9 protein-coding genes are annotated in these 12,585 nt (G+C 76.5%); 1 reads left to right on the top strand and 8 read right to left on the bottom strand.

The genetic code is table 11. The features are described from left to right. Positions 1-144: 144 nt before the first annotated feature. Together ACWGKU_RS37740 and ACWGKU_RS37735 are read right to left on the bottom strand one after the other, a co-directional pair. Complete coding sequence (locus tag ACWGKU_RS37740) at positions 145-1,038, bottom strand: hypothetical protein (RefSeq protein WP_401045976.1); 894 nt, start codon at positions 1,036-1,038, stop codon at positions 145-147. A gap of 8 nt (positions 1,039-1,046) precedes the next feature. Next, positions 1,047-1,748, bottom strand: coding sequence for a papain-like cysteine protease family protein (locus ACWGKU_RS37735; protein WP_401045974.1), 702 nt, complete (start codon positions 1,746-1,748; stop codon positions 1,047-1,049). 335 nt (positions 1,749-2,083) lie between these two features. Between ACWGKU_RS37735 and ACWGKU_RS37730 the strand changes: the two genes are divergently transcribed. After that, positions 2,084-3,016 carry a hypothetical protein gene (locus tag ACWGKU_RS37730; protein WP_401045987.1) on the top strand — a complete coding sequence of 311 codons (933 nt, stop codon included), beginning with the start codon at positions 2,084-2,086 and terminating at the stop codon, positions 3,014-3,016. 55 nt (positions 3,017-3,071) lie between these two features. Here the strand turns inward: ACWGKU_RS37730 and ACWGKU_RS37725 are convergent, their stop codons facing one another. The 6 genes from ACWGKU_RS37725 to ACWGKU_RS37700 all read right to left on the bottom strand — a co-directional run bounded on the left by ACWGKU_RS37725 (position 3,072) and on the right by ACWGKU_RS37700 (position 12,261). Continuing rightward, positions 3,072-3,932 carry a GNAT family N-acetyltransferase gene (locus ACWGKU_RS37725; protein ID WP_401045971.1) on the bottom strand — a complete coding sequence of 287 codons (861 nt, stop codon included), beginning with the start codon at positions 3,930-3,932 and terminating at the stop codon, positions 3,072-3,074. A gap of 64 nt (positions 3,933-3,996) precedes the next feature. Next, positions 3,997-6,039: a thioredoxin domain-containing protein gene (locus tag ACWGKU_RS37720; protein WP_401045969.1), complete on the bottom strand. Its 2,043-nt coding sequence runs from the start codon at positions 6,037-6,039 to the stop codon at positions 3,997-3,999. A 40-nt stretch (positions 6,040-6,079) separates the two neighbouring features. Then, positions 6,080-6,910 (bottom strand): ABC transporter ATP-binding protein, encoded by an 831-nt coding sequence (locus ACWGKU_RS37715; RefSeq protein ID WP_380548791.1) that lies wholly within the window; start codon positions 6,908-6,910, stop codon positions 6,080-6,082. A gap of 35 nt (positions 6,911-6,945) precedes the next feature. Next, entirely contained in the window at positions 6,946-9,054 is a 2,109-nt protein-coding gene (locus ACWGKU_RS37710) for a prolyl oligopeptidase family serine peptidase (RefSeq protein ID WP_452180759.1), read from the bottom strand. After that, positions 9,047-10,318: an MFS transporter gene (locus ACWGKU_RS37705; protein WP_401049493.1), complete on the bottom strand. Its 1,272-nt coding sequence runs from the start codon at positions 10,316-10,318 to the stop codon at positions 9,047-9,049. The genes ACWGKU_RS37710 and ACWGKU_RS37705 overlap by 8 nt, the downstream gene beginning before the upstream one ends. Further along, complete coding sequence (locus tag ACWGKU_RS37700) at positions 10,315-12,261, bottom strand: FtsX-like permease family protein (RefSeq protein ID WP_401049495.1); 1,947 nt, start codon at positions 12,259-12,261, stop codon at positions 10,315-10,317. Before ACWGKU_RS37700 ends, ACWGKU_RS37705 begins: the two co-directional genes overlap by 4 nt. Positions 12,262-12,585 lie beyond the last annotated feature (324 nt).

The raw sequence follows: 12,585 nt of genomic DNA, 5'->3' as shown, positions 1-12,585 counted from the left end.
CGGTTCGGCGCCCTTGCGGTTGTCCTCTCCGTTCCGCTCTGTTCGATGTGCGGGTTCATGACGCGTGCGGGTTCGTCACGTGTGCGGGTTCGTCACGTGTGCGGGCAGCGGGGCCCGGCCCGACCGACCGGACCCCGCCCGCCGTCAGCCGCGGCGGACGCCCGTCCTCCGCCGCAGCACGGCACCCGCGCCCACCAGCGCGGTGGCCCCCAGGGCGGCCGCCGCCGTCACGGCCGGCAGCTCCGAACCGCCGCCCGGGGCCTGCGGGGCCTGCGCCACGGCGGCGAGTTCCGGCGCGGCGTCCACCTGGTAGCCGCCGCCCTCGCCCGACCGGTCGTACGCCGAGCCGGGCAGCTTGTCCCCGTACCGCTGGTGCACCAGCTGCTGGTACGCGGCCAGGGTGACCCCGCCGGCGCCCACCGAGCGCCGGGCCTCGTCGTCCAGCGGCAGCACCCGGCCGTCGCGCAGCACGTACCAGGCGTTGACCTGCGGCTCGCGGAAGGCGGTGCCGCCGCCGCTGCCCGCCGCCTTCGCCGCGTAGTCGCTCTCGTCACCGCCGGAGGCGATGTTGACGACCTTCCAGGCCTCGCCCTGCCGCACGGTCCAGACCGAGGCACTCTGCCCGTCCGCCGCGACCACCTTGCTGGCGGTGAACTCGGCCTTCGCCACCGGTGCGCCCGGGGTGCCGGCCACGAAGCCCGGGTCCAGCAGGTACACCGGCACCGTGTCACCGGCCAGCCGCGGCGCGGCCTCGCTCGCCGCCCGGGCCTCCTCGGCGGCGCCGATGGTCAGCTGCCGGGTCGGCGGGACGCCCTTGCGGGCGAAGAAGTGGCCGACCTTGTCGAGGACGGCCGCGTCCTGGACGGCGCTGCGGGCCTGCGCCAGCTCGGCGGCGGGCACCGGGGCCGGGGCGGACGGGGAGTCCGCGTGCGCGGCCGGGGCGAGCGCCAGCGCGAGACCGGCGGTGAGCAGGACGGTGACGGCGGCCGTGGAGGCGGCGGAGGTGACGGCCCGACGGCGGCTCTTGATCTCGGTCATGGTCGCCCTCACGCGCCGATCCGGTACAGGGAGTGGGTCCACGAGAACGTGTCGTTGTTCACGTAGTACTGGTAATCCGCCCAGTTGTAGCGGTAGTTGGAGGGCCATGGGTCGCCCCAGTAGACCCAGTTGCTCCCGGTGTCGTAGCCGTACAGGACGTGCATGTGGCCGCCGCCCGAGCTCCACTGGATGCGCGTCTCGATCGGGCGGTTGGCGTTCACCTCGGACTGCACGGTGCCGTAGTTCAGGTACCCGTTGACGTACGAGCCCGGGTTGATGCCGACCCAGCTCAGCCCGTTCTGCACATCGCCCAGCGTGGCCTGGCTGTTGGGGCAGCTGGAGTTGACGGAGCGGCCGAACGCGGCGTTGCAGAACTGGTTCTGGCTGTAGTTGTAGCCGAACCAGGTGGCGATGGTGTTCCCGCTCGCCGCCCAGCACCAGTTGGTCTGCTGTTGCTGCTGCATGGTGATGTTGAGCTTCTTGTAGGTGCCGGCCAGGTCGGCCGTGCTGCCGGGCGCGGCGGCCTGGCGGACCTGGTGCGCGGCCCGGTCCTGGGCCCGGTCCTGGGCCTGGGCCCGGTACTGGGCCGGCTGCCCGGCCGGGGCGGCGGCGATCGCGGGTGCGGCCATCGCGGCGGTGAGCGCCGGGCCCAGCACGCCGAGGGTGAGCAGCGAGACCGCACGGCGCAGCCGTATCCGTGGAACTGGCATGGGGGAATGCCTCCTTGCACGAGTGGAGCGAGGGGCTGTGTGGGGGCGCGGTCCGGATCGCGCCCCGAGCATCGCGCCTCGTCAGGTACGGGTCAACGGGCCTCGGTGCGGCCCGGACCGGGATGTGAACGGGCCGGCGCGGATGTGAACGACGCCCCGGGAACCCCCGCGCAGCAGGCCCGGACCGGTGACAAACCGCCGCATCGATGTGAATATTCACGGTCAAACGGCGGCCCGTCCCAGCCGTCGGCGCCGGACCGCCCGCATGCCCGCACGCCCGCACGCCCGCACGCCCGCACGCCCGCACGCCCGCACGCCCGCCCCAGGAGGCTGCCATCCACAGGAGCGACCCAGCCGACCTCGCCGCCGCCCTGCGCACGGGCCCCTTCCACCTCGCCCTGCGCACCGCGATCTCCGCCCGGGGACTCGCCCTGCACCGCATCCGCCGACACCTCGCCCTGCGCGGCGTCAACGTCGGCCTCACCAGCCTCAGTTACTGGCAGCAGGGCCACCGCCGCCCGGAACGCGCCGAGTCACTGCGCGCCGTCGCCGCCCTGGAGGACGTCCTCGACCTGCCCGAGCACTCCCTGACCCGGCTGCTCGGCCCCCGTCGCGCCGCCGGCCCCGCACCGGCCGGCCCGCCGGTGCGCCCCTACCGCGACCTCATCTCACCGGCCGTGGCCGTCGACGGACTGCTCGCCACCCTCGCCGGCCCGCGCGACACCGGGCTGCACACCATCACCCACATCGAGCGCATCCGGGTCGGCCCCGACCGCCGGATCGCCCGCCGCGACTCCCAGCACGCCCTGCGCGCCCACCGCGACGGCATCGACCGCTACCTCGCCCTCTACCAGGGCGACCCGGGCAGCGACATCACCCGCGTCGGCGTCCGCGCCGAGGAGAACTGCCGCCCCGGCCGCATCCGCCGCGACCAGGCCCACCACCTGCTCGCCGCCGAACTCCTCCTCGACCGCCGCCTGCGCACCGGCGACACCCACCTGCTCGGCTACGGCTTCGACGACTCCCCCTCGCCCGACCCCAGCTGCGAGTACGTCCGCGGCTTCAACTCCGGCGCCGGTCAGTACGTCCTCCAGATCACCTTCCACCCCGCCGCCCTCCCCGTCCGCTGCCACCGCTTCGCCCTCCACTCCCCCGGCGCCGCCCCGTACGAGACCGAGGAGCTCACCCTCGACGGGCACCACTGCGTCCACCTGGTGGCGACGGCGGTGCGGCCGTGCCTGCTGGGGATCCGCTGGGACTGGGAGTGAGGGGCGGCCGGACCGGTGCCCGGCCAGGGGCCGCGCGACCGGGCACCGGCACCGGCTACGCCCGGCGGAAGTCCATGATCAGGGAGTCCTCCACCGGCAAGTAGCCGATCTGCTGGTAGATGGAGTTGCTGGTCGGATTGGCGAGGTCGGTGTAGAGCAGGACCTCGGTGGCGCCGCGGGAGAGAAGGTGGGCCGAGACGGCGGCGGTGACGGCGGTGCCGTAGCCGCGGCCGCGGCTCTCGACGGGGGTGTAGACCGGGCCGATGCGGGACATCCCGGCGAGGATCGGGCTGCTGCCCGCCAGGGCGACCGGGCGGCCGACGTCCTCCCACAGGTGCAGGCAGCCGCTCGCGGTCCGCTCGTCCACCGCCCGCGGGACGTCGGGGACGTCGACCCCCGCCTCGGCCAGGAACTCCTCGTACCAGCGGATCGCCCGCTCGCGGTCGGCCGGTTCGGCCAGCCGGTGGCGGCCCGCGGGCGGGCGCGGCGGGTCGGTCAACTCGCCGAGCCGGTAGAGCCGTTCGTCGAAGCGGACGGCCTGCTCGGTGCCGGTCGCCGCCGTCCACGCGGCGGCGAAGGCGCGGACCGCTTCGGCACCCCCGCCGACCCCGGTCACCGTGGTGAACCCGGAGCCGGCGGCGGCCAGGTCGACCGCCAGCTCGGCGGCCGCGGCCGGCGGCATGAAGGAGAGCCTGGGGTCGAACGGCGGCGTCTGGAGGAAGGCCCCGGCGACCGGACCGTCCTCCTCGGCCCGCCACCAGCCGAAGACCGGCGGCTCACCGAACACCGTCAGGCCGGACGCGGCCAGCCGGTGCGCGATGGTGAGCAGGACGGTGTTCTCGGCGGGGCGGGTGGCCAGGAAGGCGCCCGCCTGGTCGCGGAACTCGTCGAGGGAGGTGCTGAAAGTCCAGGTCATGGCCCATGGTGGACCGCCCGGGGCCGGTTCGCCAGCGATTTCGCGGCCGCCGCCGGGGCTCCCGCTACTCGACCGCCACGCCCAGCTTCCCGGCCAGCGCCGCCGGATCGGTGGTCGGGGCGTCGCAGGCGAAGTGCCGGCAGACGTACGCCGCGGGCGCCCCGCCGACCAGCGGCCGGTCGGCCAGCAGCGGCACCTCGGGCTCCCCGGGCGCGCCGACCGCGACCACGGCCCCCGGCGCCGTCCCGAGCAGCGCGGCCCGTCGCAGCGCCGCGGTGGCCGGATCGCCGTCCGGGCCGACCACGGCGACCTCGCGCGGCCCGTCGAGCAGCGCCTCGGCGACGGCGAGGCCCCAGCCGATGAACCGCGGCGCCCGGCCGGCGAGCGCGCCGACCACGCCGAGGGCCCGCTCGGCGGCCGTGCGGTGCCGGTCGGAGCCGGTGTACGCGGCGTACGTGAGCAGGGCGCCGGCGGCGGCCGTCCAGCCGGACGGGGTGGCGTTGTCGGTCGGGTCCTGCGGGCGGCGGATCAGTTCCTCGGCGTCGTCGGCGGTGTCGTAGAGCGCGCCGGAGGCCTCGTCGGTGAAGTGCTTGAGCACGGTGTCGAGCAGGCCGCCCGCCAGCTGGAGCCAGGAGGACTCGCCGGTGACGGCGTACAGCGCGAGGAAGCCCTCGGCGGTGTCCGCGTAGTCCTCCAGCACGCCGGCGTTGGCACCGGCCCGGCCGTCCCGGGAGGTGCGCAGCAGCCGGCCGTCCGGGGTGAGGTGAACGGCGAGCAGCAGGTCGGCGGCGCGTTCGGCGGCCTCGACCAGGTCGGGGCGGTCCAGCAGCGCGCCGGTCTCGGCGAGCGCGGCGACGGCCAGGCCGTTCCAGGCGGCGACCACCTTGTCGTCCCGGGCCGGGGCCGGGCGGGCCCCCCGGGCCTCGGCCATCCGCGACCGGATCGCCTCGTACTCGGCGAAGTCCTCCGGGTCGGAGAGGAGTTGGAGCACCGAGGTGCCGTGCTCGAAGGTGCCCTCGGCGGTGACGGTGAACAGCCGGGCGGCGGTGGCCGCGTCGGCGGGGCCGAGCAGGTCGACCAACTGGCCGGGCTCCCACACGTAGTAGGCGCCCTCGGCGGACTGCCCGGTCTCCTCGTCGAGGCTGTCGGCGTCCAACGCGGAAGCGAACGCGCCCTCGGGCGTGCGGAGTTCGCGCAGCAGGAAGTCCGCGGTGGACAACGCGACCCGGCGGGCGAGGGGCGAGCCGGTGGCCCGCCACAGGTGCAGGTAGGCGCGCAGCAACAGGGCGTTGTCGTACAGCATCTTCTCGAAGTGCGGCACCACCCAGCCGGCGTCCACCGCGTACCGGGCGAAGCCGCCGCCGAGCTGGTCGTGGATGCCGCCGCGGGCCATCGCCCCGCCGGTGCGCACGGCCATCTCCAGCGCCGCCTCCGAACCGGTCCTGGCGTGGTGGCGCAACAGGAACTCCAGCACCATGGCCGGCGGGAACTTGGGCGCGCCGCCGAAGCCGCCCCGGCTCTGGTCGAAGTCCCGGCTGAGACTCACCAGCGCCTGGTGCAGGTCCGCCTCGCCGGGCGGGTTGTGGGCGCCGGCCGAGTAGACGGCGGCCCGCTCGGCCAGATCGGCCCGGATCCGCCCGGCGACCTGCCCGACCTCCTCCCGGCGGTCCCGCCAGGCGGCCTCCACGCCCTCCAGCACCTGCCGGAACGACGGCATCCCGTGCCGGGGCTGCGGCGGGAAGTAGGTACCGAAGTAGAACGGCTCCTTGTCGGGGGTGAGGAACACCGTCATCGGCCAGCCGCCCTGCCCGGTCGCGGCCTGCACCGCCTCCATGTACACGGCGTCGACGTCCGGCCGCTCCTCCCGGTCCACCTTGACCGGCACGAACCGCTCGTTGAGGTACTCGGCGAGCCCGGCGTCCTCGAAGCTCTCGTGCGCCATGACATGGCACCAGTGGCAGGCCGCGTAACCGACGGACAGCAGCACCGGCACGCCGCGGCGCTCCGCCTCCGCGAAGGCCTCGGGGCCCCAGGGCCACCAGTCGACGGGGTTGTCGGCGTGCTGGAGCAGGTACGGCGAGGTCGCGTCCGCGAGACGGTTCGGCATGCGTCCATCCTCGCGCATCCGGCGCTCGGCGCGCGGCAGGTCAGGCCGGTCCGGACCAGTAACTGATCCCGAGATTGGCGTCGAAGGTGCGCATCCGTCCGAGCACCTGGTCGGGGGTCGGGCCGAGGAGCTCGTCGACGATGCGGCCGTCGGCGAGGAAGACGACACGGTCGGCGTACGAGGCCGCGACCGGGTCGTGGGTGACCATCACGACGGTCTGGCCGAGCTCCCGGACGCACCGGCGCAGCAGCGCGAGGATCTCGGCGGCGGAGCGGGAGTCCAGGTTGCCGGTCGGTTCGTCGGCGAAGACGATCCGGGGCCGGCCGGCCAGCGCCCGGACGCAGGCGACGCGCTGCTGCTGCCCGCCGGAGAGCTGGGCCGGGCGGTGGCCGAGCCGGGCGCCGAGGCCGGCCGCCTCGACCAGGGTGCGCAGCCACTGCTGGTCGGGGGTGCGGCCGGCCAGGGTCAGCGGCAGGGTGATGTTCTCCGACACCGTCAGGGTGGGGATCAGGTGGAAGGCCTGGAAGACGAAGCCCACATAATCACGGCGGAGCCTGGTCAGTTGGCCGTCGCTCAGCCGGGTGAGGTCCACGTCGCCGATCCGGGCCGCGCCCGAGGTGCAGGACTCCAGCCCGGCGAGGCACTGGAGCAGGGTGGACTTGCCGGAACCGGACGGGCCCATGATCGCCGCGAACTCCCCCTCCCGGAAGGCCACCGAGACCCGCTCCAGCGCCACCACCCGGGCGTCTCCCGACCCGTGCACCTTGGTCAGGTCGACGGCCGCCGCGGCGGCCGGGGCGTGGTTCGCGGCGGCGCGGGGCGGGCCTCCGGGACGGGACGGGCCTCCCGCGAGGGAGTGGGGCTCGGTCATCGGTGGTGCTCTCCTCGGCTGGACACGGGCGAAGGTCAGGACTGGGGTCTGGGCCGGGGGCCGGACGGACCGGCGGGCGGGCCGGCGGGCAGGCCGGCGGGCGGCACCAGGCCGGTGCCGGCGCCCAGCAGGGCGAGGGAGCGGACCGCGAGCTCCCGCCCGGCCGCGGCCGGGCGGCCCTGGTGGCCGCCGCTGTCGTGGTGGTCGAGCAGGACCGGCGCGGCCCCGGTGCCGGCCCGTCCGAGCGCCGCGCAGAGCTTCCAGGCGTGCCAGGGCGGTACCCGCGCGTCGTTCGCCCCGGTAGCGAACAGCACCGCCGGGTACGCCGTCCCGGGCACCACCCGGTGGTACGGGGAGTAGTCGAGCAGCGCCCGCAGCGCCTGCGGGTCGGCCGGATCGCCGTACTCCTCCGCCCAGAGCCGGCCGAGGCCGCCGACCTGGTAGCGCGCCAGGTCGGTCAGCGGGGCCGCGCACACCGCGGCGGACAGCAGACCGGGCTCCCGGGTGAGCGCGGCGGCGACCACCAGGGCCCCGTTGCTGGCGGCCAGCGCGCCCAGCCCGCCGGCCGGGGCCTCGCCGCGTTCGACCAGCATCGCGGCGGCGGCCCGGAAGTCGTCCACGGTGGCGCTCTTGCCGGCGCCCCGGCCGGCGGCCGCCCAGGCGGGGCCGAGTTCGCCGCCGCCGCGCGCGTGCACCCAGGCGATCCGGCCGCCGGCCCGCAGCCAGGCCTCCAGGGCCGGGTCCCAGGCGGGTTCCAGGGGGAGGCCGAAGCCCCCGTAGACGGTGAGCAGGGTGGGTGCGGGGCGGCCGCGGTCCTGCGGCCCGGGGTCGCAGACCGTCACCGGGACGGGCGCGCCGTCCCGGCCGGCGGCGGTGAGCGTGCGCAGCGCGGCGCGGCGCTCGGGGGGTTCGACCGGGCCCGAGCCGTCCAGGCTCCTGGTCCAGGTGCCGTACCGGGGGTCGTCGGCGAGCAGCCAGACCGACCCGCCGACCCGCCCGTGCCGGTCGTACGGGGTGGCGCCGAGGCGCAGCCGGGCGGGCCAGTGCAGTGCGGTGGCACGGCCGCCCGGCGCACCGCCCGCCGCCTCTCCCGGTGCCCCCTCCGCCGCCCCGCCCGGCCGGTGCACGTCGAGCCGGTGGGTGGTCCCCAGCCGGCGGAGCAGCGCCAGGCCGGGCCTCCGGCCGGGGCCGAGCACCCGCACGGCGGTGACCGGGCCCGCGGGCGCTTCACCGGCGACGGGCGATTCGCCGGCAGCGGGCGGCCCGCCGACGGCGAGCGGCGCGACGAGCGGCACGGGCCGGCCGGTGGCGCCCCGGGCCAGCTCGTCCAGGTCCAGCGCGAGCAGCTCGTCGCCGGCGAGGAAGCAGACGGTCTCGTTCAGGTCCAGGGCGGTGACCCGCCGGCCGTCGAGGTCGAGCGGCTGCCAGTCGGGCACCGCCCGGCCGGTCCACCGGGTGGCCCACCAGCGCACCGGGCCGGACGGCTGCGGGCGGGTGCGCAGCAGCAGGTTCCCGCCCGGTCCGCCGTGGAGGGTGAGCCGGACCGGGCCGGGCACCGGCAGGGCGAGCCGACGGGCGGGGCCGTCGGCCGGGTGGCGGGCCACCAGGGTGTGCTCGGTGCGGGTGCCGGCGGTGTACACCAGCGCCTCGCCGGTGAAGGCCACGGTCGCGTACGGGGCCGCGTCGGGCAGGTGGCGGGGCCGGTCGCCCGGGTGGGTGGGGAGCAGGTGCAGGCCGCCGGTCTCCGCTCCGTCCCGGTGCAGCTGGACGGCGATGAACCGGCCGTGCGGCTCGGGCTGCCAGCCGGCGATCCGGTCGCCGGGGCCGATGAGGCCCTCGGTCGGTGTCCGGCGGGTGCCGTCGGGGTGCCGGACGGTCAGGACGTCGCCGTCCGGGCCGCGTTCGTGGCGGAAGAGCAGGCCGCCGGCCTCGGCGGGCGGGGTGGGCGTCCGGTCGGGCGCCTCCCGTTCCACCCGGTCGAGCAGGGCGGCCCAGGCGGGCTCGTCGGAGCGCTGCGGGCGGGTGGCCAACAGGCGCCGCTGATCGGCGAGCCAGGCCCGGGTGCGCGGGGCGTCCGCGTCCTCCAGCCAGCGGTACGGGTCCGCCGGCGCGGGGTGCGCCGCCCGGTGGTCGAGGTCAGCCATGGACGGCCTCCGCGGGGTTGTCGCTCCGTCGTTCCGGGTCGCCTCCCGGCCCGGCGGGGCCGGGGGGCCGGTAGCCGGACCGGCCCGCGGTGGCGGCCGTCCCGACCACGGCGAGGACCACCACGATCACGGCCGCGCCGGCCACCGTGCCGGTCAGTCCGAACGCGTGGGCGCACAGGCCGGCCAGGGTCGGCCCGGCGGGCGCGACCAGCTGGGCGAGGAAGCCGATGCCGCTGTGCACCCGGCCCTGCAGACCCGGTGGGGTCACCTCCATCTGGGTGACCGCGATCAGCACGGTGACCACCGGCCCGGCGGCCGCGGCGAGGGCCAGTGGCAGGACCGCCGCCCAGTGCCCCTGGGCCAGGGTGAAACCGGGCAGGGCGAGCGCGACCGCGGCGGTGCCGAGGGCGATGCCCCGGGCGGGCGGCAGCCGCCGGGCCAGGGCCGGCGCGAGCAGCGATCCGGCCAGCCCGCCGGTGCCCAGGGCCGCGGTCAGCACCCCGATGTGCAGGGCGCCCCCGCCGGAGGCGACCACCACGATCAGCAGCCCGTTGAACACCAGGTTGAGCACGGCCGCGTTGACCACCGCGTAGCGCAGGAAGGGCACCCGCCAGATGAACCGGACGCCTTCGGCCAGCGCGGCCCGGACTCCGGGCGCGGCGGGCTCGTCCTCGGGGCGCTCCCGCCTTCCCCCGGGCAGCAGGGCCACGCAGCAGACGGCTGCCAGGTAGCTGCCGGCGTCGACGGCGAACACCCAGGACGGGTGGACGGCCAGCAGCGCGCCGCCGGCCAGCGGGCCGGCGGTCGTCGCGACGGCCGCCCTGCTCTGCAACAGGCCGACCGCGCGGGGGAGGTGCTCGGGCCGCACGAAGCACCGCACCACGACGTTCTCGACGGGCGCCAGGGTGCTGCCCACCGCGCCGAGCAGCAGGGCGGCGACCAGCAGCGCCCACAGCGGTGGCGTGCCGCCGGCGGCCGACAGGGCCAGCACGGCCAGCACGGCCGCGCCGGCCGCGTTGCCGAGCAGCAGCACGGTCCGCCGCTCGCAGCGGTCGGCGAGGACGCCGGCCGGCAGCCGGGCCAGCAGCACCCCGACGGAGAGCGCCGTGCCGGCCAGTCCGGCCTGCCGGACGTCGCCGCCGGCCCGCAGCGCGACCACCGGGAGGGCGATCACCGAGGCGGCCGTCCCCAGGGCCGAGGCGGACTCGCCGCCGTAGAGCAGCCAGAACGACCGCCCCAGCCCCCCGACGGCCGCCGCGCTCACGCCGACCCCGTCGCGAACTGGCTCCGGATGCCGCGCAACGGACGGGCCGCCAGCGCCGCCGGGACGGCGGTGGCGGCCAGCACCCCGAGCAGCACGCCGACCGTCCACGGCACGTCCAGGGCGGGCAGCACCCCCTGTCCGACGGCCCCGGCCAGCGGCACCAGGCAGATCCCGGCCGTCGCCACCGCGAGGACCGTCCCGACCAGCGCCGAGGCCAGCACCTCGTACACCACGCAGCGCAGCAGCTGCCCGCGGCCGAGGCCGAGGGCCCGCAGGTGGGCGCGCTGGGAGCGGCGGTCCCGCTGGGCGATGGCGCAGGTGTTGGCGACGGCGAGCAGCGCGTACCCGCCCACCACGGAGACGATCAGCCGGGAGGCCATGTCGTCCTGCACGTTGCGCGGCCGCAGGTGGGCCAGGTAGTCGGCCCGCGCGGCGAGCCGCTGGCCGGGCCGGAGCTCCCAGGCGCTCGGGTCACCGCGGAGCAGCACCCGGTCGGCGTACGGGGCCGGGGTGTGCGCGAGGGCGAGGTCGGCGGGGAGGACGTAGGAGGGGAAGGCCAGATCCCGCTGGTAGACGGCGACGAGCCGCAGCTGCGCCGCCTGCCCGTCGGCGAGCGTGAAGGTGACGACCTGGCCGAGATTCCAGTGGTGCGAGGTGGCCTCGGTGCTGCCGGCGGCGAACGTACCGGGCGCCAACTCGTCCAGCCGGCCCTGCTGTTCACCGAGGTCCAGGACACTCCGCAGGGCCGCCCCGTCGACGCCCCAGGCGCGGGTGGGCTTGGGCTTGTTGTCGTAGAAGCTGGGCGGCGCGGTCACCCGGGTGGCGATCGGCGCGACGGTGCTCCCGCCGGGCAGGCCGGCGGGCCGGGCGGGCAACTGGTTGCCCGGCTCGGCCGTCACCACCGCGTCGGCCCGCAGCGCCTGCTCGGTCTGCTGCTGCACGGCGGCCCCGATGGTCGCCCCCGAGCCGAGCAGGCAGACCACGGTGCCGACGGCCAGCAGGACGGGCACCGCGATCGCGGTCGTCCGGGCGGGCGCGGCCCGCAGCCCGGCGGCGGCGATCCGGCCGGCCTTCCGGTCCAGCCGCAGCACCGCGCAGCAGGGGCCGACGAGCAGCGGCACGAACCAGGGCGCGAGCACCGCGAGCGTGGGGATGACGACCGTGGCCAGGCCCATCACCATCGCGCCCTGGAGCACCGGCGGCAGGTCCATCGCGACCATCAGGGCCACGAGCGGACCGCAGAGCAGGAGGACCATGGCGATGCCCGCCACCAGCCGGCCGACGTTGCGGCGGGGCGGGGCCAGGGCCAGTGACTGGTCCTTGAGGAGGTCGATCGGCTGGACCCGGCCGGCCGCCAGCACGCTGGCCAGCGCGGCCAGCACCGCGACCGCGCAGGTGCCGAGGCAGGCGCCGGCCGCGATCGCCCAGGTCTGCCCGGCGGAGGGCAGGTCGACCGCGGCGGGGAACAGCTCGCGCTCGATCAGCAGGCGACGGCCGAACCCGGCCGCCGGGACCGTCCCGGCCACCGCGGCGACGGCGGAGGGGGCCAGCGCGACCAGCGCGACGTCCGCGACGACCAGGGCCCGCAGCCGGCCGGCCGTCACCCCGAGGGCGCGCAGCACGGCGAACTGCCCGAGCCGCTGGTTGGTCCAGAGCGCGACCGTCGACCCCGTCACCAGCACCGCCGACATCAGCAGCAGCGTCAGCAGCAGGCCCAGCAGGCTCTGCGCGTCCTTGGCCGCCGCCCCGGCCGCCGAACCCTCCGGGTAGGACGGGCCGCTGACCGCCGCGAGCAGCAGTAGGCAGGCGCCCACGCCGGTGGCGGTGAGCGCGCAGGCGACCGCGACACCTATGACCCGCCCCGGGTACGCCCGTACCTCGGCGACGCACAGTCGCAGCGCGCCGAGCGGTCCGCTCGGTCGGGTAGTCGGTTCCGATGCCACGGCCACGGTTATCTCACCCCAAAACGGTAAATAGGATGCAGAGTTGGGGAAGGCCGCATGTGCCGCGGCCTTCCCCACCTGCCATCCGGTACTGCCGGACCCCGAGGGTCAGCAGCTGAACAGGCTGTACGAGCTGAACGGGGCGTCGACGACGATCTCCTCGTCGAGCTCCTGAAGCGCCAGAATGTCGGCCATCACAATCACCTCCTCCTCACCGTCTCGCCGGAACACGGCACCGGGGTGCCGGGATCAGCAGCTCCAGTAGCTGAGCGAGCTGAACGGGGCGTCGACGACGATCTCCTCGTCGAGCTCCTGAAGCGCCAG

The sequence above is a fragment of the Kitasatospora sp. NPDC054768 genome (genome assembly GCF_053612025.1).
The sequence above is the reverse complement of the archived record's forward strand: the minus strand, read 5'-3'. Positions and strand labels throughout refer to the sequence as shown.

What these genes read in the sequence shown, in the direction of transcription:
- ACWGKU_RS37740 (WP_401045976.1), bottom strand. Translation starts at nt 1,038, where the DNA reads ATGACCGAGATCAAGAGCCGCCGTCGGGCCGTCACCTCCGCCGCCTCC.
- ACWGKU_RS37735 (WP_401045974.1), bottom strand. Translation starts at nt 1,748, where the DNA reads ATGCCAGTTCCACGGATACGGCTGCGCCGTGCGGTCTCGCTGCTCACC.
- ACWGKU_RS37725 (WP_401045971.1), bottom strand. Translation starts at nt 3,932, where the DNA reads ATGACCTGGACTTTCAGCACCTCCCTCGACGAGTTCCGCGACCAGGCG.
- ACWGKU_RS37720 (WP_401045969.1), bottom strand. Translation starts at nt 6,039, where the DNA reads ATGCCGAACCGTCTCGCGGACGCGACCTCGCCGTACCTGCTCCAGCAC.
- ACWGKU_RS37715 (WP_380548791.1), bottom strand. Translation starts at nt 6,910, where the DNA reads ATGACCGAGCCCCACTCCCTCGCGGGAGGCCCGTCCCGTCCCGGAGGC.
- ACWGKU_RS37710 (WP_452180759.1), bottom strand. Translation starts at nt 9,054, where the DNA reads ATGGCTGACCTCGACCACCGGGCGGCGCACCCCGCGCCGGCGGACCCG.